23 protein-coding genes are annotated in these 25,933 nt (G+C 37.5%); 16 read left to right on the top strand and 7 right to left on the bottom strand.

The features are described 5' to 3' along the window. Window positions 1-308 precede the first annotated feature (308 nt). From F4694_RS23500 to F4694_RS23515, 4 genes are all read right to left on the bottom strand, one after another. Window positions 309-1,064: an SDR family oxidoreductase gene (locus F4694_RS23500; protein WP_179602529.1), complete on the bottom strand. Its 756-nt coding sequence runs from the start codon at window positions 1,062-1,064 to the stop codon at window positions 309-311. Between the two features lie 75 nt (window positions 1,065-1,139). After that, complete coding sequence (locus tag F4694_RS23505) at window positions 1,140-2,432, bottom strand: ABC transporter substrate-binding protein (RefSeq protein ID WP_179602351.1); 1,293 nt, start codon at window positions 2,430-2,432, stop codon at window positions 1,140-1,142. Window positions 2,433-2,519: 87 nt separating this feature from the next. Next, window positions 2,520-3,347: a carbohydrate ABC transporter permease gene (locus F4694_RS23510; RefSeq protein WP_179602352.1), complete on the bottom strand. Its 828-nt coding sequence runs from the start codon at window positions 3,345-3,347 to the stop codon at window positions 2,520-2,522. Next, window positions 3,347-4,315, bottom strand: a complete 969-nt coding sequence (locus F4694_RS23515; protein ID WP_179602353.1) for a carbohydrate ABC transporter permease — start codon at window positions 4,313-4,315, stop codon at window positions 3,347-3,349. Before F4694_RS23515 ends, F4694_RS23510 begins: the two co-directional genes overlap by 1 nt. A 195-nt stretch (window positions 4,316-4,510) precedes the next feature. Here F4694_RS23515 and F4694_RS23520 point away from each other — a divergent pair, with 195 nt between their 5' ends. The 8 genes from F4694_RS23520 to F4694_RS23555 all read left to right on the top strand — a co-directional run bounded on the left by F4694_RS23520 (window position 4,511) and on the right by F4694_RS23555 (window position 13,632). After that, window positions 4,511-6,331, top strand: coding sequence for a sensor histidine kinase (locus F4694_RS23520; protein ID WP_179602354.1), 1,821 nt, complete (start codon window positions 4,511-4,513; stop codon window positions 6,329-6,331). Continuing rightward, entirely contained in the window at window positions 6,328-7,920 is a 1,593-nt protein-coding gene (locus tag F4694_RS23525) for a response regulator transcription factor (protein ID WP_179602355.1), read from the top strand. Before F4694_RS23520 ends, F4694_RS23525 begins: the two co-directional genes overlap by 4 nt. A gap of 195 nt (window positions 7,921-8,115) precedes the next feature. Further along, the gene (locus F4694_RS23530) at window positions 8,116-8,943 is read left to right on the top strand and encodes a glycerophosphodiester phosphodiesterase (RefSeq protein ID WP_179602356.1); all 828 of its coding nucleotides are present in this window, start codon (window positions 8,116-8,118) and stop codon (window positions 8,941-8,943) included. Window positions 8,944-9,508: 565 nt separating this feature from the next. Then, window positions 9,509-10,549 (top strand): Gfo/Idh/MocA family protein, encoded by a 1,041-nt coding sequence (locus F4694_RS23535; RefSeq protein WP_179602357.1) that lies wholly within the window; start codon window positions 9,509-9,511, stop codon window positions 10,547-10,549. Then, window positions 10,549-10,746 (top strand): hypothetical protein, encoded by a 198-nt coding sequence (locus F4694_RS23540; RefSeq protein WP_179602350.1) that lies wholly within the window; start codon window positions 10,549-10,551, stop codon window positions 10,744-10,746. The genes F4694_RS23535 and F4694_RS23540 overlap by 1 nt, the downstream gene beginning before the upstream one ends. Window positions 10,747-10,890: 144 nt before the next feature. Then, complete coding sequence (locus F4694_RS23545) at window positions 10,891-11,649, top strand: phytanoyl-CoA dioxygenase family protein (protein WP_179602358.1); 759 nt, start codon at window positions 10,891-10,893, stop codon at window positions 11,647-11,649. A gap of 95 nt (window positions 11,650-11,744) precedes the next feature. After that, window positions 11,745-12,578 carry a phytanoyl-CoA dioxygenase family protein gene (locus F4694_RS23550; RefSeq protein ID WP_179602359.1) on the top strand — a complete coding sequence of 278 codons (834 nt, stop codon included), beginning with the start codon at window positions 11,745-11,747 and terminating at the stop codon, window positions 12,576-12,578. A 49-nt stretch (window positions 12,579-12,627) separates the two neighbouring features. Further along, window positions 12,628-13,632, top strand: coding sequence for a Gfo/Idh/MocA family protein (locus F4694_RS23555; RefSeq protein ID WP_179602360.1), 1,005 nt, complete (start codon window positions 12,628-12,630; stop codon window positions 13,630-13,632). Between the two features lie 108 nt (window positions 13,633-13,740). Here the strand turns inward: F4694_RS23555 and F4694_RS23560 are convergent, their stop codons facing one another. Further along, the gene (locus F4694_RS23560; protein WP_179602361.1) at window positions 13,741-14,499 is read right to left on the bottom strand and encodes a helix-turn-helix domain-containing protein; all 759 of its coding nucleotides are present in this window, start codon (window positions 14,497-14,499) and stop codon (window positions 13,741-13,743) included. 138 nt (window positions 14,500-14,637) lie between these two features. Here F4694_RS23560 and F4694_RS23565 point away from each other — a divergent pair, with 138 nt between their 5' ends. Both F4694_RS23565 and F4694_RS23570 read left to right on the top strand, forming a co-directional pair. After that, the gene (locus F4694_RS23565) at window positions 14,638-15,426 is read left to right on the top strand and encodes a sugar phosphate isomerase/epimerase family protein (protein WP_179602362.1); all 789 of its coding nucleotides are present in this window, start codon (window positions 14,638-14,640) and stop codon (window positions 15,424-15,426) included. After that, window positions 15,423-16,547 carry a Gfo/Idh/MocA family protein gene (locus F4694_RS23570; protein WP_179602363.1) on the top strand — a complete coding sequence of 375 codons (1,125 nt, stop codon included), beginning with the start codon at window positions 15,423-15,425 and terminating at the stop codon, window positions 16,545-16,547. The genes F4694_RS23565 and F4694_RS23570 overlap by 4 nt, the downstream gene beginning before the upstream one ends. A 155-nt stretch (window positions 16,548-16,702) precedes the next feature. Here the strand turns inward: F4694_RS23570 and F4694_RS23575 are convergent, their stop codons facing one another. Beyond that, window positions 16,703-17,533: a phytanoyl-CoA dioxygenase family protein gene (locus tag F4694_RS23575; RefSeq protein WP_179602364.1), complete on the bottom strand. Its 831-nt coding sequence runs from the start codon at window positions 17,531-17,533 to the stop codon at window positions 16,703-16,705. Between the two features lie 241 nt (window positions 17,534-17,774). On the opposite strand from F4694_RS23575, the gene F4694_RS23580 reads away from it, so the two are divergent. Next, window positions 17,775-18,695 (top strand): AraC family transcriptional regulator, encoded by a 921-nt coding sequence (locus F4694_RS23580; protein ID WP_218895812.1) that lies wholly within the window; start codon window positions 17,775-17,777, stop codon window positions 18,693-18,695. 32 nt (window positions 18,696-18,727) lie between these two features. Here F4694_RS23580 and F4694_RS23585 read toward each other — a convergent pair whose 3' ends face one another. Continuing rightward, window positions 18,728-19,498, bottom strand: a complete 771-nt coding sequence (locus F4694_RS23585; RefSeq protein ID WP_179602365.1) for an endonuclease/exonuclease/phosphatase family protein — start codon at window positions 19,496-19,498, stop codon at window positions 18,728-18,730. Between the two features lie 399 nt (window positions 19,499-19,897). Between F4694_RS23585 and F4694_RS23590 the strand changes: the two genes are divergently transcribed. From F4694_RS23590 to F4694_RS23610, 5 genes are all read left to right on the top strand, one after another. After that, entirely contained in the window at window positions 19,898-21,163 is a 1,266-nt protein-coding gene (locus F4694_RS23590) for a sugar ABC transporter substrate-binding protein (RefSeq protein ID WP_179602366.1), read from the top strand. 157 nt (window positions 21,164-21,320) lie between these two features. Beyond that, window positions 21,321-22,214, top strand: a complete 894-nt coding sequence (locus F4694_RS23595) for a carbohydrate ABC transporter permease (RefSeq protein WP_179602367.1) — start codon at window positions 21,321-21,323, stop codon at window positions 22,212-22,214. 22 nt (window positions 22,215-22,236) lie between these two features. After that, window positions 22,237-23,061 (top strand): carbohydrate ABC transporter permease, encoded by an 825-nt coding sequence (locus F4694_RS23600; protein ID WP_179602368.1) that lies wholly within the window; start codon window positions 22,237-22,239, stop codon window positions 23,059-23,061. Window positions 23,062-23,139: 78 nt separating this feature from the next. After that, on the top strand, window positions 23,140-24,600 hold the full coding sequence (locus tag F4694_RS23605; protein WP_179602369.1) for a sulfatase family protein: 1,461 nt from the start codon (window positions 23,140-23,142) through the stop codon (window positions 24,598-24,600). Window positions 24,601-24,624: 24 nt separating this feature from the next. Further along, window positions 24,625-25,887, top strand: a complete 1,263-nt coding sequence (locus F4694_RS23610; RefSeq protein ID WP_179602370.1) for an anaerobic sulfatase maturase — start codon at window positions 24,625-24,627, stop codon at window positions 25,885-25,887. Window positions 25,888-25,933: the final 46 nt, after the last annotated feature.

The raw sequence follows: 25,933 nt of genomic DNA on the forward strand, positions 1-25,933 counted from the left end.
CATAGACGGATCGACCTTCCTTCACTTCTACTATAAAAAAATAGTAGCACAAACCATGGCCTTGGTTTGTGCTACTAATGTTAGTATGTTTAAGCTTTTTTTAATACAAATTACGAATTAAGCGGAATTTCTCCCCCTATTAATCATTCAGGTGCTTAACCTGATCCCCCAACCGAGAAACTTTGATAAATAGACAAAAAGACGCTTGCCAAATCATACGTCATTTATGTGTCTTTTAATAAGAATTCACCCGAAAAAGGACCCCTTTTTAAAAACTTGGGCACCCTTATTTTGCAAATAATAACCCACTAACCTCTTAAGAAGCCCCCTTCAGAATTCAATACCTGCCCTGTAACCCAAGCTGCCTCTTCACTAGCAAGGAATGCAACGAGGCGTGCTGCATCTTCAGGCATTCCAATACGACCTAACGGAAACTTTGGCAAAATCCAATGCCTTATCTCTTCGTTCATCCATCCAGTATCCGTTGGTCCTGGGTTTACTGCATTAACTGTAATACCAAGAGGTGCAACTTCTGCGGATAAGGAAAGGGTAAACGCCGAAATGGCCCCTTTGGTTGCCGCATAAGCTAATTCACCAGGCATTGGCCCAAGTGCTTGACCGGATGTCAGGTTAATAATTCTGCCCGCACGCATGGAGGATTGTCTAAACCGACGGGCAAATTCTACAGATAATAGGAAAGTAGCTCTCATATTTACTGCGTAATGGTCATCTAGGGTTTTTGCGTCTAAATTCATATATCCATCACTTGTAGAATGAGCTGCATTATTAACTAGAATAGCAGGCAACCCCAATTCAGCAGTGACGATCTCCAGCACATTAAATGGTGCACCCGGATCAGCCAAATCTACTTCTATGTTTCCACATCGAACACCATACTCACGAAGACTGTCTTCAAATTTTTTTACCCAATCAGTATTGGCACCCCAATGGGTAAAGAAAATATCTGCACCTTCTGAAGCTAATTTTGTACATATAGCGGCTCCAATTCCATTTTCACGACTGACACCAGTAATTAATGCAACACTGCCATTTAAATGATAGATAACATAACCCCCCAAAAATGATTAGTACCAAAAAGCACATTAGAATGAAATCCAATGTGCTTTTAAATGTATAGTTTATTTTTTCAATTTAGCCCATGTTGCGTCAAGTGCTTTCATGGCTTCTTCTTTAGACTTTTGGCCGCCTACATATGCTTGAAGGGTTGCGCCAAACTCTTGACCTGCTCCATCAGGATATTTCATGAACTGCCATTGATATGCCTTACCTTCTTTAGAATATTTAAGAAGGTCCGCACCTAGAGCACCGATATCTTCAGGATTGGCGTCAATTGTTTTAAAGGCTGGAATGTACTTGAATTCCTTGGTTAAAGCTGTTTTTCCTTCTTCAGATGTAACCATCCAATTTAAGAAATCTTTTGCTGCTTCTTTGTCAGCATCTGGTGCTTTGTTGTAAATAACCCAGTTACTAGGAACGTCAATCATTAATTTATCAGATTGAGCCGGATCATCGCTAAGTGCTAACGGAATGAAACCAACTTCTAAGTTAGGATCTAATTTATCAAGCATTGGCTGAATCCAGTTACCTTGCTGGATCATAGCCGCTTCACCTGTAGCAAATAATGTTACTTGTGTATTGTAGTCAGTTGTTAAAGGATTCTTGTTGCCGTATTTCATTGTAAGATCTAAAAGCTTAAAGTAATTATCGAATTCTTTATTGCCTTCAATTTTAGCTGTGCCTTCATTTAGTCCTTTGATAAAAGCATCTGGATCTTCTTGATAAGCAAACGGTACGTTCATGCCGTGGTTTGCTAATACCCACCATTCAGCATAACCGATGGAGAATGGTGTAATGCCGGCAGCATCTAGCTTTTTCGCTGCTTCTTCTAACTCTGAATATGTGGTCGGAAGTTCCTTAATCCCAGCTTTTTCAAATAATTTTTTATTGTAGGCAAATCCGTACCCTTCCATATTAAAAGGCATACCGTATACTTTACCATCAAGGGTCATTCCGTCTAAAGTACCTTCAAAGGCATCCTTGATCCAAGGCTGATCAGATAAATCTTCAAATTTATCTTTCCATACTTGAGCTTCCTGGTCACCGCCGTTTGTAAAAATATCAGGTGCTTGGTTAGAGGCGAATTTTGCTTTTAGAGCTGCAGCACCATCCGCACCGCCGCCTACTGTTTCAATGTTAAAGGTAACATCTGGATGCTGTTTCGTGTATTCAGCTGTTAACGCTTTCAATTGGTCTGCAATTTCAACCTTCCCTTGGAAGATATCAACGACTACTTTATCGTCCTTACCACCGTTGCTTTTTTTATCTCCAGAAGTACTGTCGCTCGAACATGCGCCTAAAAGAAGTGAAGCGGATAGTACACCTGCAGCCAATGAATACTTTTTGATTGCCATTTGTTTTTCCCCCTAAAATATTAATTATATATTTTTAAATCCCTGCTGTCTGTATTTAGACAGCAGAGTGTGTTCCCCCTAAAGAAATCACTTGATAGAACCGCTGGTAATTCCTTGGATAATGTGTTTTTGCATAGTGAAGAAGAAGATTAATAATGGAATAATACCGATCACTAATGCTGCAAGTGCTAAATCCCATTGCTTTGTATACTGCCCAAAGAAGAAGAACGTTGCCAATGGAATCGTTCTTAATTCTGGATCCTGAAGCACCAAAGAAGGTAATAGAAAGTCATTCCATATCCATAAGCTGTTTAAGATAACAATGGTGACCGTAATTGGTTTTAATAGCGGGAAAACAATTCTCCAGAAAACGCCAAACCGTGTACAGCCATCAATAATTGCAGCTTCTTCAAGCTCTAATGGAATACCTTTGATAAAACCGTGATACAAGAAGATGGTCATACCCGATCCAAAGCCTAAATACATGAAGACAAGTCCCCACATGCTGTTTAATAGTCCCAAGTTACCAGCCGTTTTAATAAGTGGAATCATGAGCGATTGGAACGGAATGATCATCGCAGCCACGAATGTCATGAAAATAATATTGCTGATTTTCTTTTTTGTTCGAACTAACATGTACGCTGCCATCGAACAAAAGATAACGAGAACGATATTACTGCCGATGGTAATAATTAACGAGTTTTTAAATACAGTTAGAAAGTTTAATTTTTCAAATGCGTTAACATAGTTATCAAACATCAACACTTTTGGCAGGGCCGAAGTGTTGGTTAGAATCTCTGCAAATGGTTTCAAGGAGTTTGAAATCACATAATAGAATGGGACTAAAAAGACTAGACCGAGCAGGAGTGCAAGAATTTCAACGATTGATGTTCTCCATGTATACCTGTTCCCCATTAGGATTCAACCTCCTTTTTCTTCGAAATCGTAACTTGAAGGACGGTAATCGCTGCTACGACAATGAAGAAAATTAATGCTTTTGCTTCACCGATACCATATCGATTATTAACGAATGCTTCTGTATAAATGTTAAGCGCCAGCATTTCTGTTGATTTAAATGGACCGCCGTTTGTCAATGACAGGTTAGCATCAAAGACTTTAAAGGATGAAGCGGTTGTTAAAAATAAACAAATCGTTACAGCTGGTGCAACAAGCGGCATTGTAATATGACGCAGGACTTGGAACCTATTCGCTCCATCAATTCTTGCTGCTTCAATTAATTCCTGCGGTACATTCTGCAGTGCTGCAATATAGATAATCATAATGTAACCTGCACCCTGCCAAACACTGACAATGACGATTCCCCAAAACGCTGTCTTTGCATCTCCTAACCATGCCAGCTCAAAAACAGAAATTCCAGTTAACTGACCGATGGAAGCAAATCCTTTTACAAAAATAAACTGCCAGATAAATCCGAGTATTAATCCGCCGATTAAATTAGGCATGAAGAAAACGGTCCGCAAGACATTTTTAGTTTTCAACTTCTGAGCTACCAATAAGGCTAATCCGAATCCGATTAGGTTAGTTAAGATAATGGCTACGACTGTATATTTGGTTGTAAGAATGAAGGACGTTTGAAATTGCTTGTCCTCTGTAAATAAGTATTTGAAATTATCAAGTCCAACCCATTTGACGGATCCTGTTACCCCGTTCCAATCGGTAAATGCATAATAAATACCTGTAAAGAAGGGGATTAAAACAATTAGGATAAAAGCTAAAAGGACTGGCCCGACAAAAAGGGTAAATAATCCAGCTTCTTTCCATTTCTTCTTATTCAGAAAAGAAACAGAGTGAGAAACTTTCGTGCTTTTCTGATTTGTGAGGGCTGCCCCCTTAACTGTATCCAGCTTACTTTCGTTATTCATTCCCTGCACCTCCATAACCCTTATTTTAGTGATTATAGAAAATTATGAAACGGCTTACATTGACCACTAGGGTGGAAAATATTGAACACTCAAAAAAATGCTCTACAAAATTAAACTTGTGCTACAATGTTCTAAAAATGCTGCAAGGGAGGACAGGTTAGTTTTTTTCAATAAGACAAGACTAACCAGGATTATATGCGATGGGGTATTCGGAAAAAGCTTATTATCTTTTTATTACTTGTGACAGTTCTTCCTTTTGGGACAGCCATCACCGTTACTTATTTTTATACGACCAAGTCACTTAATGAACAATCTGTTTCAACGAATTATGATTTGATTGTGAAAGGCAAGGAAGAGCTCACGGTTTATTTGAACGATGTGGCACAAATGTCATCGGTCCCTTATCGATATACCCCTTTTATGAATGTCATGCGAAATGGGGTCTCCTCCAACTTGGCTGTTAATCAGGAAGAAGTGCGCAGAGTGCTTGCCTATTTATTTAATACTCGTCCCGAAATTGAACAAATGCACCTATATATACATGAAGGAAAGGAATCCTACACCAACTATCATTCAAGAATCAGCGGAAGGGCAACATATGAAAATATATTTTCTCACCTTTACTATGGGCCGTTAACAGCCATTGAGGGCTATTCCCTTATTGAACCGCCGCATGAGATTTATAGCTATAATAATATTTCTGTTATTCCAAATTCCCAGAAGGTGAATGTATTAAGTTTCCATAACGTGATTCGCGATGTCCCGTTAGCGGATGTTTTAGGCTTTTTATCGATCGATATTAATCTTTCTAGGATTAGTGCCATTGCCGATCGATTATATACCAAAGATGTCGAAGACCTTTATATCATGAATGAAAAGGGAATGATTATCTATTCCTCCAATGGAAATGAGATTGGAAAGGAAAATAAACAAAAGTGGTTTGAGCAAGTGAAGAGGGAGCCGGAAGGAGGGAAAAGCTTTGAGTGGAAAGATGAGCAGTTCTCGGGTGTCATCGTCCATGAAAAATTTACAGATTCGTTTAAAGACTGGTCAATCGTGAAACGAACCCCTTATGATGTCCTTTATAAAGGTGCTAGAGAAACGGCTATCATTAACATTTTGATTGGATTGGCTACACTTGTATTTGCTTTACTGGGGACCATGTTTGTTTCTTTTAAGCTTACAGCCCCTATAAAGTTGTTAATCGGCAACATGAAAAAAGTGGAGAAGGGTGAATTCAAGGCTGATTTCGAATCGTTAGGTACCGATGAAATTGGTATGCTGGGTAGGCATTTTAAATTAATGATTGCTAAAATAGAAGAGTTAATAGAGCGTGAATATAAATTGGAGATCGAAAATAAAGCCTCGCAGCTCCGTGTATTACAATCGCAAATTAATCCGCATTTCCTTTATAACGCCTTTCAGTCTATTGGTACATTGGCACTGAAATTGAATGCGGTTCCGGTCTATTCTTTGCTGACATCATTATCAACCATTATGAGATACAGTATGAATATGAAGGAAGATATAGTTCCGTTTGCAGCAGAGCTGAACCATGTGAAATCTTACCTATCCTTACAAAAGCAGCGATTTGACGAACAGTTTGAATTTGAACTGTATGTCGAGGAAGCGGTCAAGGAGGTACATGTCCCGAAAATGATTTTACAGCCTATTGTAGAGAATTGTTTTAAGCATGGCTTTGATCAGCGCATAGAAAAAGCATGGATTCAAATTGAGGCGTTCCACGAGAATGACAATAGGGTCCAAATCAATGTGAAGGATAATGGAATGGGTCCTAGTGAGGAGCAGCTTGAAAAAATCCGTCAGGAACTGTTCCATGGTATTTCAAAAGAAGACAAGCAAAGAGAAGCAATTGGGTTAAAAAATATTTATGACCGATTGCAGATTTATTATCATAATCAGGCAAATCTGTCCGTTAACCGGAATGAAGAAGGTGGTTTTACGGTTACCATCCTAATCCCAACGGTAATACCAAAAGAGGTGGAACATTCATGAAGGCGTTAATCGTTGATGATGAAAAACATGTGCGAGATGGAATTAAGATACTAGCCGACTGGGAACAAAATGGAATACGAGAAATATATGAGGCCGCAAACGGTGAAGAAGCTATTCAGCTTATTAAAACCATCCGTCCTGAGATCATTTTCTCTGATATGAAAATGCCAAAAATGGATGGAACGCAGCTTTTAGAGTGGATTAAAGAAAATCAGCCAAACAGTAAGACAATCGTGGTGACAGGTTACGATGACTATCATTATATGAGAAAAGCGATCCATTTTGGCAGTTCTGACTATCTCTTAAAGCCTATCGAACCAGAAATTTTAAATCAAACATTGGAAAAAGCGGTAAATGAATGGAACAAAGAAGAGGTTGACAGACAGAGAAAAGAAACTAGCTCACAGTTGATTAATGAAATGACTCCTGTTTACAGGGATCGTAAACTAACACAGTTAGTGAATAGTGATTATTCACAAAAAGATTTATTCGAAGAATTTGGCTGGTTAAAGCAGTCCCGAGATTATATAGCGGCTCTTGTCCGCGTTAATGGAAAAACAATCTCGGCTTTTCAAGGTGATCGAGATTTAACGTACTTTACAGTTTTGAATATTATTAATGAGATAATTAAGAAACAGCAAGGGTGTGGAATTGGTTTTCGTTACTTATCTAAAAAGGGTGAGATTGTTCTGATTTTTTGGGATAAGTTCGAGTTAGTAGAACAGATTTTAGTCGATATCTATAAGACACTAAAAAATATGTTAAATATCTCTTGTCCAATTGCGGCCGGGAAAACGGTAAACAATAGTTCCAAGTTGAAAGATTCTTATCACCATGCGAGAAAGGTTTTATTAAATAGAAATATTTTCACTGAAAGTGAAATAAGAGTCTATATGTCGGAAATAGAGACAGTTCCTTCATTAAAGAGTTTGATTGTATATTCTTCAGATATAGAAATGGCTATCCAAACGGGAGAAATTGGGGCTTTTGAAGAATTAATGGATCGAATCGAAAAGGACATTACAGAAAAGAAATATTTATCTGTAAAACAGGTGATAAATTTAGAAAATGAGTATATGGTGATTAGCAATAAATGGTTTAAGCATTACGATATTTTATTTAAGACACCAGAAGATATCGAAGAGCGGATTGATTTATTTTTCGATTCAAACGGCACGTTTAGTCTAGAAGAGTTTAAAAAGAGGAAAAAGCGTGAAATCACCATATTTTTGAAAAAGGTAAAGAAACGCACACTGCAAAAAGGTAATAATATCATTACCGATATTGAAAAGTATCTCCAGGAAAATTTTGACCGGGATGTGAAATTACAGGAGATTTCAGAACATTTTTATATCAGCAGAGAATATATCTCCAGGAAATTTAAACAGGAATTTAACGAGAACATTTCCGATTACATTGTAAGAATAAGAATGGATAAGGCAAAATCCTTATTGAAGAATAGTCAGTTAAAAATTTATGAAATTGCTAATATGATTGGCTATCAGGATGACAAGTATTTTCGAAAGGTATTTAAAAAGGTCGAGGGAATTACTCCAAATGAATATCGAGCAGAATATGTGAAACGGTGATAAGCGGAGAGGGGAAACATTTCTCTGCTTTTTTCAATGGGAAAAAGAACGGATTTTTTGTAAATTAAACTATGAATATTTCACTATGTTTATTTACATGACTTTAATCAAGTCTAAATGGTAACTACATATGTACTAAACAATTCTCCCTTACAATTTTAATTGTAGTATTAATAAAAAGGGAGATGGAGAAAAATGAAAAAAGCATTTGTGATTGGAGCAGGCCTGGCGTTTAGTTTATTATTTAGTCCTTTTCAACAGGCTTTTGCAGCAGAAACAACTGGGGAGTTACGAAAAGTAGATAATGTGGCTCACCGTGGTGCAACCGGTTATGCACCGGAAAATACGATTGCCGCTTTTGATAAAGGCGTCGAAATGAAAGCTGATTATATTGAAATCGATGTCCAAAGAAGCAAGGATGGGGAATTAGTTATCATTCATGATAATACGGTTGATAGAACAACAGATGGTACAGGGTATGTGAAAGACTTAACCTTTGAACAGATTAGAAGTCTTGATGCTGGCAGCTGGAAGGGCGAACAATTTACAGGTGAGAGAATTCCTACATTCGATGAGATTCTTGACCGCTATCATGGTAAAACTGGTATTTTGATCGAATTAAAATCACCTGAGCTTTATCCTGGCATTGAAGAAGAAGTAGCACAAAAATTAATCGAACGAAATCTGGATAAGCCTCAAAATGAAAAAATTATCATTCAATCGTTTAATTTTGATTCTATGAAAATAACAAACAGCTTGCTTCCAAAGGTGCCGATTGGTGTCCTTACATCCAATAGAGCCCACACAACAGAACAAGCTTTAAAGGATTTTGCCACTTATGCTGATTACTTTAACCCAAGCTACGGGATCGTATCAAAAGAATTGGTTGAACAAGTGCACGCACTGGGAATGAAAATTCAATCCTGGACGGTTCGCAGCCAAGCAGCTGCTGATTTCCTTTTAGAAATGAACGTAGATGGCATTATTACCGATTATCCTGATTACGTAGATCCAAGAAAATAGGACAAACTATCGCCAAAAGAGGGAAAGCTGTCATCCCTCTTTTTTCTAGTGTTCCAGACGTCTGTATACCCATGGAGCTACGCCATACCTCTTACGAAATATTACCGATTATCCGGATTATGTAGATCTGTGAAATTAAAATACTTCTAAAAAAAGGCAAATGAAGTGTTTACCATGGCACCTATGATTTGCTGCTAGCCGATCACACTTAGATTTATGCCTATAGATGGATGCTGGAAAAGGAAAAGGAAAAGGTGCTCGTCATTGCAAACCTATCCTATAGTTTTAAAACGGGCTCCATGCTATCTATTGGCAATGCAAGCTCCTACTAGCTAAAAGTTTTAGGCAGTACGTTAGAATGTGTAGTGGAAGATGCGACTAATTCTAAAAAAATGAAATAGGCTCACCGAACTTAGAAAAATATTAAAATAGCAAAATAAGAGATGTTTCAATTATATGATCTATGTTCATTGCAAGTCTCATATTGTAAGCTGAAATCAAATTAGTAATGTTTTTAATTTGAATAGAAATGAAGGACTGAGAAAAAATGAGGAGGAACATGAAGATGAGCACATTAAAAGTAGGAGTTATCGGGTGTGGAAGTATAGCAAAATTTCGTCATTTACCAGAATATATGGCAAATAAAAAAGTAGAGATTGTTGCGGTTTGTGATATTGTCGTAGAACGTGCGGAGAAAATGGCTGAGGAGTACTTTGCCCGAGCATTTACAGATTATAGGGAAGTATTGAAGCTGGAAGCCATTGATGCAATCAGCGTCTGTCTGCCAAACTATCTGCACGCACCTGTATCCATTGATGCTTTGAATGCGGGAAAACATGTTATTTGCGAAAAACCAATGGCTACTTCCAAAGAAGAAGCGGAAGCGATGATTGAAGCTGCGAAAATAAATGATAAAAAGCTTATGATCGCACATAACCAACGTTTCGTTGCTTCTCATCAAAAAGCTAAAGAAATTATTGAAAGTGGCAAGCTTGGAAAAATCTACAGCTTTAAAACTACTTTCGGCCATCCGGGTCCTGAAGGCTGGAGTGTTGATGGAGCAGGAAGTTGGTTCTTTAATAAAGAGAAGGCCTTTATCGGGGCAATGGGCGACCTTGGAGTTCATAAAGCAGACTTAATGCGTTATTTACTTGGAGAGTTTACCGAAGTAGGAGCATTCATTGAAACGAGTGCGAAGCAAAACACAGATGTGGATGACAACGCAGTTTGTATTTTACGTACTGAAAGCGGAATCATTGGAACGCTTGCTGCAAGCTGGGCTTATATGTCTGGTGGAGATAATTCGACCATTATTTACGGTGAAAAAGGCACCCTTCGTTTAGAAGCCGATCCGGAATACTCACTGATTGAAGAATATCGTGATGGAAGCGTCGTTTATCATAAGCTCGATAAGATCCAGACTAATGAGGAAGGCGGACAGTCTACATCACATGTCATTAACCATTTTGTTGAAAGCATTGTAGAAAATAAAGAACCACTTATCAACGGTGAAGAAGGTATGAAATCACTGCAGATTATTTTAGCAGCACTTGAATCACAAGAAACGAGACGAATTGTTTCCTTAAGGAAGAAAGTGTTTGCGTAATGAAATTTGGTGTCTTTACTGTTTTATTTGCCAATAAAACTTTTGAAGAAATGCTTGATCATATGAAATCTTCTGGGCTGGAGCAGTGTAATATGTGGTGGGTAATACAACTTCGTGGGAAGAAGTTTTGGGCAGCTCTAACCAATAAAGCCCAGTTTAGAAGTACTCACTCTATATTAGCTGGAAGGAAGAGGTAACAATTACAAGGCTAATTAAACAGTAAGATATAGAAATATCAATTTTGGACACAAATGGGTTGATAGGTGCACTTTCTTTTTCAGATAATTCTTATAATATTATTGTTAACGGTAAATTTATAGAAATGAGGGTGAAGTATTATTATGTTTGAATCTGTAACTTTTAAACGTACATCGCCATTAAGTCCTGAACAAGTAAAACAATATGAAGAAGACGGCTATTTAGTGATTAGGAATGGTTGTAGCAATGATTTGATTGAAGTATTTAATTCTCATATTTACACCATTCGTTCAGCTGAGAAACTTCCAGATTGGGCACATCCGCGAAAAGGGCATGAAATTAGTGACAAACTTCGTTTCTCGGTGCGTTTGTTTAACCCTCATTTACACGATGGTTTTTCATTACAAATGATGAAATTGCCAATAATTCGCGATACATTAGCACAGCTATTAGGAGATGAAGCGGTAGGTATTCAAAGTATGTACTTCTATAAATCTCCAGGCTCTCCGGGACAAGCGGCCCATCAGGATTATTATTATATTGATAACAAGCCTAATACGTTAACAGCTGCATGGATTGCGATGGAAGATGTTGATGAGGAGAACGGTTGTTTATGGGTCATTCCCGGAAGCCACAAGGAAGGATTACTGCCTCATGGAAGAGTAAAGGATGTTAGCGAGCATGAAGCATGGACTGACGAAACGGAAGGCGCAGATTTGTCGAAACAAATACCCGTTGTAATGAAAAGCGGAGATATCGTTTTCTTCCATAACTTACTGATTCATTCCTCTAAGAAAAACCGTACAGAAAACAGGTGGCGCAGATCTTATGTGTGTCACTATATTCGACATGATTCCACGATTGAAAGAGAAGATTTAAAGAATAAAATTTCTTTATTATAATTTAATTTTATCGAAAAGAAGGAATAGTATTAGAATTTATCAACCTTTTTCGGCTTCTATTTAGGTGTCAGTTGTCAATTATTGGAGGAAAAACGATGAAAATTAAACTAACTGAGCAAGAAAAAGAAACCAAGCAATTAAATCCGGAAACACTGGAAATTGCAGTGGAGCAAGTTAGAGCAAATGGTTACATCATTTTTGATAGCGTTATTTCGGTAGAAAAGATCAAACAAATTCGTAACAGCTTTGACCCATTGTTTGATGAATTCATTGATCGAAAAGGGTACAATACAGGAACAAATCGCGCTCAAATGTTTTTACCTTTTAAAGAGCCTTTTATTGATGAAGATATTATCTGTAATCCAATTGCCACATCCGTCATTGATCAACTTCTTGGTGAATGGAACCATTGTAATTACTTTGCGTCTGATACTCCAATGCCTGGATCAGATTATCAAAATTGCCACTGTGATATAATGCCGCTCTTTCCAGAGCTGGCCATTCCATTGCCGGTTTTCAGTCTAGTTTTAAACATCCCTTTAGTGGATGTAACCGAAGAGAATGGACCAATGGAAATTTGGCCTGGTGGAACGCACCAAAATCCGGATCGTTCCAATCATGACACATTGAATAACACTGTTAATCCGCATTTGCACATTGTGCGAGCGGCAGAACATATGTATTCCGAAAAAGTGTTTATGTCGGCTGGTTCAATCCTAATCCGAGATATTCGGATGTGGCACCGTGGCACACCGAATCTTTCAAATGACCGTCGGACCAATCTAGCGATGATTTTCAACAGAAGCTGGTATGGCGGAGGATCCACCATCCCAATTCCGCAAGAAACATATGACAGTCTATCACAAAAAGCGAAAGAGCTTTTCAGAATGGAGAAAATTGGCAGCTCTGTGAAAATGCCTTGGGAATGATATCAGATTCAGATTAATCTAGACCATATGAAGGGGAGGGATCACAAACATGATTCGTGTTGCAATTCTAAGCTTCTGGCACGTACATGCCAATGATTACGCTAAAGAAACTCTAAATCATCCAGATACGGAAATTGCTGCAGTATGGGACGAGCTCCCCTCGCGCGGCAGAGAGAGTGCAAATAAGCTCGGTGTTCCATTCATAAAAGATCTAGATGAACTTATGCAGAATCCAGACATTGATGCAGTCATTGTGACGACGCCTACTACTATGCATCATGAGGTCATGGTCAAAGCTGCGAAGGCGGGTAAGCACATTTTTACCGAGAAAGTGATCGCTCCTACAGTGAAAGAAGCCAATCAGATTGTAGCTGCCGTTCAGGAAACAGGAGTTAAATTAACCGTTTCCCTTCCAAGACTCAATGATAGTTATACTTTGGCAGTTCAAAATGTGATTCGCGAGGGTTTGCTTGGGGATCTAACACTTGTACGTGTTCGGTTAGCACATAATGGCGCGATTTCGGGCTGGCTTCCTGAGCACTTCTATAATTTAGAACAATGCGGTGGAGGAGCGCTTATTGATCTTGGTTGTCATCCGGTTTATCTCAATAGACTGTTCCTAGGTATGCCTGAAAGTGTAAGCGCTAACTACGGCTACATTACTGGAAAAGAAGTAGAGGACAATGCCGTATCGGTTTTCCGCTACGCCAATGGTTCTATTGGGATTGCAGAGACCAGCTTCGTCAATAGCTACTCTCCTTTTACTGTGGAAGTTCATGGGACAGAGGGCACCTTGATGTATGGTACGCCAGAACCAAAAATGTTCATCCGCAGTACCAAAAAGAATGCGGCCACTTGGGAAGAGATCACTTTGCCGCAGCCACAAGAATCCGCCTTCTGCCAATGGATAGGCCACATTCAGAATGGAACGGAAGCGGAGGAGAATATCAAGTTGGCTTTAGATTTAACAAAGCTGATGGATGCCTCCAACTTATCCATGAAAGAACAACGATCAATATTGATCAGTGAACTGTTAACTGCTTCGATCAGATAAGTACGTGAAATATGAAATGTGAAATATTCACTCCATAGTTTGTATACAAAAGGCATCCGATTGGGCACATTCGGATGCCTTTTGTCATATAAAAACTACCAAGATTTATCATAATCTTATTTTTGTCGGAGCAACCCCCATCCATTTTTTGAAGGTGCGATTAAAGTAAGCTTGATCACAATACCCAAGATATTCGGCCATTTCACCTATTGTCATTTCAGTATTTTCAAGCAAATTTACAGCAGTGTTAATTCGTGTTTGATGCAAATATTGAATAGGTGTACTGCCAATTACTTCTTTAAATACAACAGTTACATAATTAGGCGAGTATCCTGCTAATTCAGAAAGCTCTTCAATTGTAAGATTCTTGGTGAAGTTTTGAAGAATGTAACCCTGAATTTTTCGAGCAATTTGTTCTTTTGCAGGAGAGGATTTCCTCTCTGCAAGCTCCTGAGCAATTAAGGTCAAAAGTTCAAATAAAATAAACTGTGACATTTGCTCATAATAAGGTCTTTTTCCTAACCACTGAATAAACAAAAAGGCAAAGCGTTGTTCATAATAAGCTGCATTCCGTAGTTTCATTCGAGTGATTTTAGTTGGCTTTGCAAATGGGAGATCGTTTTCATTAGAAGTACGTGAGAATACAGCAGTATACTTTTGATGTGCGTTATCTGGATGGCTTTTCCATGCACGATCTAAACAAAATGGAATATGTAGTACTTCACCCTTTTGTACCTCTAACTTATGATCATCAATCCAGTAATAGAGTTTTCCCTCTGTAACAAAAACGATTGTATCGCAGCCTCGGCTTTTTCCAATATTCCATTTCGGATCAACATCATGATAAACCCCTTTAATATCGATCAAAAGTTCGCCACCCCTTAAAAAAATAATTGATGAAATATTCAAATAGCTTGTTTTTGTTAATTTTATCATTCTGGTTCAACAAATATAATAAAAACAGGGAAAAATAGTTTGCTAATCATTAAAAGTGGAGGTTAGAAAATGAAATATTCAATTGCTTCGTATTCTTTTCATGGAATGTTTAATGAAGGTAAAATGGACATATTTGGATATCTCGAAAGTGTTAAGTATCGCTATCATCTTAACAATGCAGACATTTGGAATATGATGCTGGCAAGTTTTGATGATGATTATTTGAAAAAAGTGAAAGAAGCTATGGATGAAAAAGACTTGTATTTAGCAAATCTGTGTGTGGATTGTGCAGAGGTATGGGATTGCAATCCAGAAGCAAGGAAGAAGTGGTATGAAAATGGGCTTAAAAATTTAAAAGCAGCTGAAATATTAGGTGCTAAAACTGTTCGAATTGATATGGGTGGCAGGGATTTAGACATGTCAGAAGAGCAGTTTGAATATACAGTCAAGCGCTATAGGGAATATGCGGACATTGCCTATAATTGTGGATTTATGGTTGGACCTGAAAACCATTGGGGCGCATCTAGAGTGCCGGAAAATATAAGGAAAGTTTTTGAAGCAGTAGATCACCCATCCTTTGGTATTCTTTTGCACTTTGATAACTGGGACGTTGATAAGGAAAATGGAGATCAGCTTTGTGCGAAATATGCGTTCCATACCCATCTGGCAGCATGGGTTATACCATATTGTGAAGAGAAACTTCAAATTCTAAAAGATGTTGGTTACAAAGGGCACCTGGGTATAGAACATCATTCAAGCAAGAATGAATACAGTCAAGTTGCATGGCAGTTAGCAACAGCCCGAAACACTTGGAATGCTATGAAAACTTGCAGTGAGATGGGGACTGTAGTTTTATGAGAAAAATTAGAATTGGAATCATTGGTGTAGGAATCATTGGTAAAGTTCACTTGGATAATTATGCAAAACTAGAAGGGGCAGAGGTGGTTGCAGCTTGCGACTTAAATGAAAGCGAGCTACAACAAGTTGCTGAAAAATATAATATCCCTTATACGTACACGAACTTTCGTGAAATGCTAAATCGTGATGATCTTGATGCAATCGATGTATGTCTTCATAATAATCTTCACGCTGAGATTACAATTGAGGCCTTAAAAGCTGGCAAACATGTATATTGTGAAAAACCAATTGCCGGTTCTTATATAGACGGCAGGCGAATGGTGGATATGGCGATTGAATGCGGAAAGAATCTGCATGTCCAACTTAGTTTTCTATACTCCTTAGAAACAAAAGCAGCTAAACGCTTAATTGATGAGGAAAAACTAGGGAAATTATATCACGCTCGCTCTACTGGATATAGAAGGCGCGGTCGTCCATTTGTAGATGGCTATGGAACGAAAGACTTTAACCAAAAGAAAATCGCTTCCGGGGGTGCCCTTTTTGATATGGGAGTATATCGTATCTCACAGCTGCTGTACTTAATGAACACGCCTCAAGTCAAAACAATTACAGGAAAAACATATCAAGAGATGGATATGGATGAAAAACGCAGACAAATAAGCGGTTTTGATGTAGAAGAGCTTGGTGTAGGTTTTGTAAGATTCGAGGATGGACTTACCCTGGATATTATAGAATCATGGGCCATTCATCTAAATGGATTTGAAGGAAGCAGTATTGTTGGTAATCAAGGGGGCATTAGATTTCCAAGTCATTCAAATGGAGTGAATGTACCATTCAGCTTTCATACATCTGTTTGTGATATGGATATGGACAGTACATTTGATTTAGGTGCAGCTGATTACCGTTGGCATCAGTTAGATGAAAATCCAGATGCTTATGATTCATCGCAGCATCATTGGATTGCGGCACTTCAAGGCAGGGTAGAATTATTGCCAACTGCAGAAATTGCACTTCAAACGATATTAATTAGCGAAGGAATTTATCTATCTGATCGGTTAGGAAGAGAAGTAACTGCCGAGGAAGTCGTCTCTATGTCAGAAACACATGCAATAAAAGTTTAAAAATAGACGACTTTCACACAAAGAGAAGCAATCTGCTAGAGAGTTTTTCTAACAAGAAAATTGTTTATGTAGTAAATGCAGGGCTGTCACTTAAAAAACTAGTGACAGCCCTGATTCCAATTATAATTATATTGGACTAGAATGTTAGGAAAGTATTATCTCCTGTTATATACCTGTGGATTCAAATGACTCGCAGCTAATTCACCTGGTTTAACATCTGGTAACCATTGGGCTAAGTCATTTTTACGAGCATTGCTGTCTGGCTCCGCAGCTATAGAATCGTCAGCATAATATATGATCGTCATGACCTCTCGCATACGGTCTGTTGGATTTCCAGGAGCATTGTGCATTGTCCAACCGGCATGAAATGTTGCGTCGCCGGCATCCATTGCACCATATGTCACTTTTTCGAAACCTATACCTTCAATATATTGCTCTAATGTCCGGTGAGATTCATCCGATATCTCTATTTTACTGACATACCCCGATTTGTGAGAACCAGAAGCGAAAGTCATAGATCCCATCTCTTCTGAAATAGGTACGATTGGCATCCACATTGTAATCGTTTTGTCTGTATCAAACGGCCAATAAATTTGATCCTGATGCCAAGGTGTGTGCCCCCCATTCGGTTCTTTAAACAATGCTTGATCATGATAAATTCGCACTCCATCAACACCCATCAATTCAGCAGCTACTTTTGCAAATCTTCGAGCCATGACAAAGCGTTGAACAATTTCACTTTTTTCCCACACGTTCCCTATCTGAATGAATGCTTTTCCATAAGTGGTCCGTTCGTGAATTGGTGTCTTTTGATAGTTTAGTTCTTTTACTACCTCCCGAATGGCTTGTCCATAAATGTTGACTTCTTCTGAGGAAGCTAGACCTCTCAAACAAACGTGACCGTTTTTTTGATATTCTTCAATTTGACCTGAATTCAATTCATAACTATCTTTCAAAGTTGGAAGCATATCAAGATTCTTCCCCATCTAATTTACCTCCGATATAATCAAATTTTTACAATGTGAGATAAATCTCATCAATTAATATCATTTTATAGAAAGACCGCCAACTTTTCCTTGTATCTCCTAACGAAATTTTTTGTCAAAAACAACTGAACTTTTACGTTTATACCCTTATATTAAGAGAGTTTTTTATCAAAAAAGACTGTGAAATTAATTTGATATTTGTTATGTTTGAATTCAATTGACCTAGATGGAGGTTGTAGAAATGAATTTAAACGAATTACTCCAGATTAATCCATTTTCACCTTATATTCGAGAATGCGATTATGCTGTCCGCCCTCCATGGTATTTCCCAGAAAGACGGCTGCTGGATTATTTGCTTGTATATTTTCAGGAAGGGAATTGTTTGTTTGAAATCGATGGAGAAGAATACCATTTTTCCCCTGGTGATTTTTGTTTTGCTCAACCAGGAAGTTTAAAAGTAATGCGCGGTCTGACTCCTACTGTCACCCCTTTTGCACATTTTGATATGTTTTATAACCCGCTCCGTGAAGAGAGCTTTCCTACTCGCGCAGGACAAACTGATTTAAAGGACTATTTGCATCTAATACAACCCTGTCTGAATGACATTGACGGAATCCACATTCCCGTTCGTTTACATCCGAAGGATCCTGAAAAATTTAGAATGACAATGTTGAGGATGGTCGAGAGCTGGCAAAACCGGGATCCATTACGACAAATGGAAGCACAATCACTCGCATCAGAGTTAATTGTCCGCATAATTTATGATCATAACGGTATTCGTTTCAGTGAAATGGAGACACTGCCGTCCTTTAATTGGTTTCCCTCCTATCTTTCTTTGCATCTATCTGAATCCGTCACCGTTGAGGATATGGCTCGACGTGCGAATTTATCTGTTTCTCGGTTTAGAGAAGTGTTTAAAAAAACTTTTGACATGCCGCCGCATAAATACTTGATGCATATACGCATACAGCATGCCAAGGAATTACTTATAAACACCGAATACTCCGTAGAAAAGATAGCCGAGTACTGTGGATTTGCCGATATTCATCATCTTTCCAAAACCTTTAAGAAAATGGTGGGTATCACTCCGAGTTTCTTTAGAAACAATCACAATACCACTACGAACCTAGCGAAATCGCGGTATAGTGAAAATCTTTTATAAATTGACTCTATATTCACCTGCAATTTTTGTGATTATAAAGAGGACTTTAGAATAACTGGAAAGTGATCGGAGGGAAAACTACCATTTATTTTACATCTATCCACAATGGTGTTATGTAACTGAACCTCTTTTGCAGCAAAGATGTAATCGATTGGATGGCCCTCTGTTTCACCTGAAAAACTATGAAAAGTAGAACCGATTTCACCTTCCAATATGGTATAGGCATCAACCAGCTTTTCTTTACTTTTTAAGTATGTAATAACACTATTTTCAGGCGTTGCATTCAAATCTCCTGTTAAAAAAAAAGGTCTTTCCTTTAGTTGATGAGTTCCTATTACATCCCATATCATTCGAATTCCTTGTTCCCTTGCTTCCTGACTAATATGATCTAAGTGAGTATTATAAATAAAGAATTCCTTTTCAGGATAATTTTTTAATTGAAAATGTCCCCATGTACATACACGCGGATAATCAGAGCCCCAACTTTTGCTGCCAGGAACAGAAGGTTGTTCGGATAACCAAAATTGTCCTTGATTAACAACATTTAGTATATCTTTTTTGTAGAAAATGGCTGAAAGTTCTCCCTCATTTCCAACATCACGACCACGCCCAAGATATTGATAGTTACCTAAACGGTCTTCAATGTCAGATAACATATAAGAAAGCCCTTCCTGTATACCGATAATACCCGGGTCATGTTTTTTGATTACTTCAGCAGCCCTATCTGCTCGGTTCTTCCATGAATTCTCATTGTCACTGGGGACATCAACACGTAAATTAAATGTCATTATTGTTATTTCCATCTTTCCACATCCCTGCCTTTTTGATATCTATTAAAATATTATATATCAAAATTGAATTATAGCCTCACCATCAGAGTTGGTGCACTGTTGAACTGCTGTAAGCAAAACAATTTTATTTTAAGTGGAAATTAATATGTTGGAAAATTAAAAAATCTTTATATTTAGTATTGAAAACGATTTCACTGGGGTTTATTATAAACTTAGTGAAACGTTTCGATTAAATCGTTTATTTTTTTTCTTTTATTTGAAACGTTTCAAAAAGGAATTTTCAGTAGAGATAATGGCAATGAAATCATGGAAAGATTGAAAATAATTGAAAGGGGATGGTTTTCTAAGTCACCAATAACTCTAGTAAATTGAAATACTACATTATAAAAATAGTGAGAGGGAGATTACAAAATGAAAAAGAAAATTACAATGTTAATGATAAGTCTTGTTTTAGTTTTAAGTGTATTAGGAGGTTGTTCATCTAAAAGTGAAGAGACATCAACAGATGGAAAAACGACGATCGAAGTTTGGGCAATGGGAGATGAAGGGAAACGGTTAAGCGGTGTAGTAAAAGACTTTGAAGCTAAAAACCCTAAAATAAAATTGAAAGTTACTGCAATTCCTTGGGATAGTGCACATGATAAATTGGTTACTGCAGCAGCAGCAAAAGAAGGTCCAGATGTAATCCAATTAGGAAGTTCATGGGTAACAGAGTTTGCAGCAGCAGGTGGATTATTAGACTTAAGTAAGTATGATAAATCAGAAGATTATCCAAATATTAATTCAGACAAATTTTTTACAGGAGCATCAGAAGGATCCAAATATGATGGTAACCTATACTCAGTACCATGGTATGTAGAAACACGTGTACTTTATTACCGTAGCGATTTATTAGCTCAAGTAGGATACAAAGAAGCTCCAAAAACACAAGCAGAATTAAAAGATGCAGCAGAAAAATTAGTGAAACTTGGCGGAAAGGATCATTATGGAATTGATCTTGCTATTACAGATCCTATGTACCCACAAGTATTCAGTTGGCAAAATGGAGTAGACCTTATTGATTCGAAAAATCGAAAAGCAAACTTTAATGATGCAAAAGCAATTTCTTCTATGGAATACTATGCTAGTTTTTTTAAAGAAGGCTTAGCTGCTGGCCCAGATGTTCAAATCGATATTACACAAGCATTTGCAGATGGGATTAAACCAATGTATATTAGCGGCCCATGGATGATTAATATTATGAATGATGCAAAGGCAACAACAGGTGAATTTGAATGGAATATTGCACCACTTCCAGCAGGGGATACAGACAATACTTCGTATTTAGGTGGGGCTGGATTATCAGTTTCTGCATACTCAGATAATCCAGAAGAAGCACTTACATTTATAAACTATATGGCTGACCCTGAAGTTCAAGTAAATTGGTATAAAACTGCTAACGGTTTGCCAGCAGTTACGTCAGCTTGGGAGGATCCAAGCTTAGCAGATGATAAAATATTATCAGTTTTTAGAGAGCAATTAGATCACGCCAAAGTACCACCAATGATTGTCGAATTAGAATCAATTAAACAAAATATTATAAAAATGGTTGAAGATGTTGTAGTAGGCGGAGCAGACGTAAAATCAGAAATGAAGAAACTAGAACAAACTGCACAAGAAATCTTGGATGGAAAATAAGATAGTTCAATTATAAAAAATAGAATATAACAAATTGGTAATATCGAAAATTATGACTAACTTTGGGTTGAAATATCACTTTGGCAAGGAAATCTACATGAGCTTATAGCTGCTCTTGTGGGTTTCCTTACAAGCTGAAAGTTGGAAGGATGGTAGTATGAAATTTAGATTTTTTTCAAATAGACCCTACATGATATTTATTTTGCCAGCCTTAATCATATTATCTGTATTTTCAATATTTCCAATCTTTGTAGCTCTTGGAGTTAGTCTGACAGATATGAATTTAATTGGTCTTCTAAATTGGAATCAAGTTCAGTTTGTTGGATTCGAGAATTATATGGACTTATTAGCAGATAAAGAGTTTAGACAGGCTTTTTTTAATACGATTTTTTACGTTGTATTTGGTGTACCATTAGTAGTAGTAGCTTCACTAGGTGTTGCCTTATTGTTAGATTATGGGAAGAATAAGTTCTTCACTGCAGCTCGTGCATTGTTTTATATGCCATCAGTAACTACATCTGTTGCAATAGCTGTAGTTTTTGGATATTTATATAATAATCATTATGGATTATTTAATTATGTGCTTTCCTTATTTGACCTGCCGAAGGTACCTTGGCTAACACATCCGATTATAGCGAAAATTTCATTAATTCTAATGGCAGCTTGGAAATCCATTGGATTTAATATGATCATATTTTTAGCAGCATTACAAGGAATTCCAAAAGATTATTATGAAGCAGCGGAAATAGATGGAGCAAAGAAATGGCAAAAACTATTATATATTAAAGTGCCATTATTAGGATTTGCAACATTTTTTGTTGCATCGACAACCTTAATCGGCTGGTTCCAATTTTTTGAAGAGCCAATGATTATGACAAAGGGTGGTCCAGTAGGGTCAACAAATTCAATCGCTTTATTCATCTACGATAAAGGATTTAAATTGAGTGAATTTGGATATGCGGCAGCAGGATCTTTTGTCTTGTTTTTAATTATTTTGGCACTTACTTTAATACAATTTAAATTGAGAAAAAAGGATAATGGATATAATTAATATCCCTTAGGAGGCAGGTTATATGAATCAACAAAAGTTGTCTGCAGAGCGACTCTTAGTTTATATCGTATTGCTAGCAGGTGGAATATTAATGACGTTGCCATTATTCTGGGCAATATTTACATCGTTTAAAACAGCTGCTGAAGCAATGCAAACACCACCATCTCTTTTTCCAAATGAATGGTTAATAGATAATTATAAGAAGTTATTTGTTGAATTGAATTTTGGTACATATTTAAGAAATACACTTGTGTTAGTGGCATTTTCCTTTCTCGGGTTATTTATTAACATGATGGCAGGGTATGGATTTGCAAAATTCAAATTTAAAAACAAAGAGAAGATTTTTTACTTAGTTTTAGCAACTATGATGATCCCGGGTCAAGCAACAATGATACCGAATTATTTAATATTAAATAAAATGGGACTAACAAATACAATGGCAGGAATTATATTACCAGGTCTGGCAGGAGCTTTTACAATATTTTTATTCAGACAATTCATGGAAACGATTCCTGACGATTTAATTGAAGCGTCAAGAATAGATGGAGCAGGGAATATTAGAATATTTATGCAAATCGTGGCCCCTATCTGTAAGCCAATAATAGCAGTACAAGCTATTTTAGGATTTATTCATGCATGGAATAGCTTCCTATGGCCATTAATTGTTGCAAACTCAGAGGATTTATATACGTTAGGTGTAGGGCTTTCACTTTTAAAGGGGCAGAACGTAAGCGACTTTGCTCTCCAAATGACTGGTTCATCATTGATGATTGTACCCGTAATTATTTTATTTCTATTTTGTCAGAAATATATTGTGGAAGGATTTACTACATCTGGTCTTAAATAATCTAGCAAAAGTAGTTACTACAAAAAGAAGTGATAACTTGGTGGGAAGTAACATGTACGGGGAAGGGGAATTCATATTATGAGAATGTTAGTTTTGGATTTAGATTCGTTGAGACCAGATCACTTAGGCTGCTATGGATATCATCGAGAAACATCACCAAATATTGATAAAATTGCAGCAGAGGGAGTTCGTTTTACAAATTATTATACGTCAGATGCCCCTTGTCTTCCGTCAAGAACAGCCCTAATGACAGGACAATTTGGGATTCATAATGGAGCAGTTGGTCACGGTGGTACGGCAGCGGATTTACGTCATGAGGGACCAAAACGTGCTTTTCAAGACCGCTTAGTACGTGAAAGTTTGCCTGGATTTTTACGTTCTGAAGGATTAAGAACTGTCCTTATTAGTCCTTTTGCAGAGAGACACTCTTCTTGGCACTTTAATGCAGGATTTAATGAAATTTACAATACTGGAAATTGTGGGATGGAATCGGCTGAAGAAGTAACGCCAACGGTTCTTGACTGGGTGAAACGAAATGCGAAAGAGGATAATTGGTGTTTATATGTAAATTACTGGGATCCGCATACGCCGTATCGTGTTCCATCAGATTTTGGAAATCCATTTGAAAATGATGCTATACCAGAGTGGCTTACTGAAGAGGTATTAGAGAATCATAAAAGATTAGTTGGCCCTCATAGTGTCCATGAAATAGATATGTATTGGAGTAATCCAATACCGCAATTTCCAAGATATCCGGTAGAAATCAAAAATATGATAGATATGAAAAAAATGATTGATGGATATGACTGTGGTGTTAGATACATGGATGAACATATAGGCAGGATTTTTAAAGAACTTGAAAATCAAGGATTAATGGAAGAGCTAGTCATTGTCATAACAGCCGACCATGGAGAGAATATGGGGGAATTAGGAATCTATGGTGAACATGGAACAGCGGACCATGGAACATGTCGAGTCCCGATGATTATTCGCTGGCCAGGAATGAATCAAGGTCATGTGGATAACGGCTTACATTATAGCTTAGACCTAGCCCCTACTTTAGCAGAAATGTTTAATAAACCAGCAAAAACAAGTTGGGATGGAGCTAGCTATGCATCCGTTCTTAAAAGTGGGGAAACTAGCGATAGAGAATTTTTAGTGATTTCACAATGTGCACATGTTTGCCAGCGTGGAGTTCGTTTTGGTGATTGGTTGTATATTCGCACATACCATGATGGTTATCATTTATTTGATAAAGAAATGTTATTCAACTTAAAAGAGGATCCTTATGAACAGAACAATATTGCGAGTGAACGAAAGGATATTTGTAAAGAAGCCGTATATTATTTGAACGAATGGCACGATGAAATGATGAAAACAATGGATTATGATATTGATCCACTATGGACGGTAATGAAAGAAGGCGGACCATTCCATGCAAATGGTCACTTGAAGATGTATGCTGAAAGGTTAAAACAAACGGGACGTGAAGATGCAATACCAAAATTAAAAAAACGTCATCCAAAAGAATTTGAATAATTTACATCGAGAGAGAGGTTGGCTATGACTTGTTTTACATCTAATCATGGAAGTATAGGTGTCATGTGGAAGACGGTTTCAGAGGCTTGTAATTTGGCTTGTGATTATTGTTATTACAGCCGCTGCGGAGGGAAACCTGGGAAGATCAATAGAATCGATGATGCGGTACTTGAAAAATTTATTAAGGAATATATGGCGATATCCAACGGTGCAGCAAAATTTGCCTGGCAGGGTGGGGAACCTTTATTGGCAGGGTTAGACTTTTTTGAAAAGGTTGTTGAACTTCAAGCTAAATATGCCCCTCCTCATACTATGATTAGCAATTCCTTACAAACAAATGGGACATTGTTGAATGATGAAATCGCTCGATTTTTAAAGAAATACAACTTTTTAGTAGGAGTAAGTCTAGACGGACCGAAAGGAATCAATGACGCTAGGCGGATTACTGGGTCTGGAGCAGGGAGCTTTGAACGAGTAATGCGTGGGATTGATTTTTTGCGTAAACATGAGGTTGATTTTAATATTTTAACGGTTATTCATGAGAACAATGTAAATATGGCAAAAGAGTTAATGGAATTTTACCAACGAGAGAAATTTACGTTTGTGCAATTTATTCCATGTATGGACTTTCGGGCACAAGAGACTGATGCTAAGGGTGACTACTTAATTACACCAGAAGAATATGGAGCATTTCTTTGTGAAGCATTCGATATCTGGTACAACGATGGGAATCCGATCACATCTGTCCGCTTTTTTGATAACATGCTGAATGTATATGTGCATCGTGAAGCAGAATTATGTGTTCACCGCAAATCATGTCCCAAAACACTAATTCTTGAGAAAAATGGTGACGCGTATCCATGTGATTTCTTCATTAATGACCAATATAAGATTGGCAATGTAGGAACTGATAGCTTAGTTGATATATTAAATAGTCCAGTTTACGAAGAATTTCTCAAGCTAAAACCCAACCTGCCGAAACAGTGTCAAAGCTGCCAATATATCGATCTTTGTCACGGTGGTTGCCCTCGTAATCGGACATGGAGTTTTGGAGAAGACGAAACGCTGGTTGACGTTGATTATTTCTGTCAAAGCTACAAACAAATCTACGCTTATGCTCATGAGAGAATGGAAATCGTTGCTGAAAATATCAAGAAACGCTGGCTGCAAGAGTATATAAATACGGGATTAAAACTGCCGAACAGAAATGACTTATGTATTTGTGGAAGTGGAAAAAAATTCAAAAAATGTTGTGAAGCTTTCCAAAATGTTATCGGAACAAAATAACAAAAAGCATCGGATCATCTCCGATGCTTTTTCTTTTCTTGTAATC

This window comes from Neobacillus driksii (assembly GCF_013409995.1).
Taxonomy (GTDB): Bacteria; Bacillota; Bacilli; order Bacillales; family Cytobacillaceae; genus Neobacillus; species Neobacillus driksii.

What these genes read in the sequence shown, in the direction of transcription:
- F4694_RS23510 (WP_179602352.1), bottom strand. Translation starts at nt 3,347, where the DNA reads ATGGGGAACAGGTATACATGGAGAACATCAATCGTTGAAATTCTTGCA.
- F4694_RS23595 (WP_179602367.1), top strand. Translation starts at nt 21,321, where the DNA reads ATGAAATTTAGATTTTTTTCAAATAGACCCTACATGATATTTATTTTG.
- F4694_RS23525 (WP_179602355.1), top strand. Translation starts at nt 6,328, where the DNA reads ATGAAGGCGTTAATCGTTGATGATGAAAAACATGTGCGAGATGGAATT.
- F4694_RS23575 (WP_179602364.1), bottom strand. Translation starts at nt 17,533, where the DNA reads ATGGGGAAGAATCTTGATATGCTTCCAACTTTGAAAGATAGTTATGAA.
- F4694_RS23565 (WP_179602362.1), top strand. Translation starts at nt 14,638, where the DNA reads ATGAAATATTCAATTGCTTCGTATTCTTTTCATGGAATGTTTAATGAA.
- F4694_RS23585 (WP_179602365.1), bottom strand. Translation starts at nt 19,498, where the DNA reads ATGGAAATAACAATAATGACATTTAATTTACGTGTTGATGTCCCCAGT.
- F4694_RS23545 (WP_179602358.1), top strand. Translation starts at nt 10,891, where the DNA reads ATGTTTGAATCTGTAACTTTTAAACGTACATCGCCATTAAGTCCTGAA.
- F4694_RS23520 (WP_179602354.1), top strand. Translation starts at nt 4,511, where the DNA reads ATGCGATGGGGTATTCGGAAAAAGCTTATTATCTTTTTATTACTTGTG.
- F4694_RS23530 (WP_179602356.1), top strand. Translation starts at nt 8,116, where the DNA reads ATGAAAAAAGCATTTGTGATTGGAGCAGGCCTGGCGTTTAGTTTATTA.
- F4694_RS23600 (WP_179602368.1), top strand. Translation starts at nt 22,237, where the DNA reads ATGAATCAACAAAAGTTGTCTGCAGAGCGACTCTTAGTTTATATCGTA.
- F4694_RS23540 (WP_179602350.1), top strand. Translation starts at nt 10,549, where the DNA reads ATGAAATTTGGTGTCTTTACTGTTTTATTTGCCAATAAAACTTTTGAA.
- F4694_RS23605 (WP_179602369.1), top strand. Translation starts at nt 23,140, where the DNA reads ATGAGAATGTTAGTTTTGGATTTAGATTCGTTGAGACCAGATCACTTA.
- F4694_RS23555 (WP_179602360.1), top strand. Translation starts at nt 12,628, where the DNA reads ATGATTCGTGTTGCAATTCTAAGCTTCTGGCACGTACATGCCAATGAT.
- F4694_RS23570 (WP_179602363.1), top strand. Translation starts at nt 15,423, where the DNA reads ATGAGAAAAATTAGAATTGGAATCATTGGTGTAGGAATCATTGGTAAA.
- F4694_RS23550 (WP_179602359.1), top strand. Translation starts at nt 11,745, where the DNA reads ATGAAAATTAAACTAACTGAGCAAGAAAAAGAAACCAAGCAATTAAAT.
- F4694_RS23580 (WP_218895812.1), top strand. Translation starts at nt 17,775, where the DNA reads ATGAATTTAAACGAATTACTCCAGATTAATCCATTTTCACCTTATATT.
- F4694_RS23590 (WP_179602366.1), top strand. Translation starts at nt 19,898, where the DNA reads ATGAAAAAGAAAATTACAATGTTAATGATAAGTCTTGTTTTAGTTTTA.
- F4694_RS23535 (WP_179602357.1), top strand. Translation starts at nt 9,509, where the DNA reads ATGAGCACATTAAAAGTAGGAGTTATCGGGTGTGGAAGTATAGCAAAA.
- F4694_RS23515 (WP_179602353.1), bottom strand. Translation starts at nt 4,315, where the DNA reads ATGAATAACGAAAGTAAGCTGGATACAGTTAAGGGGGCAGCCCTCACA.
- F4694_RS23610 (WP_179602370.1), top strand. Translation starts at nt 24,625, where the DNA reads ATGACTTGTTTTACATCTAATCATGGAAGTATAGGTGTCATGTGGAAG.
- F4694_RS23505 (WP_179602351.1), bottom strand. Translation starts at nt 2,432, where the DNA reads ATGGCAATCAAAAAGTATTCATTGGCTGCAGGTGTACTATCCGCTTCA.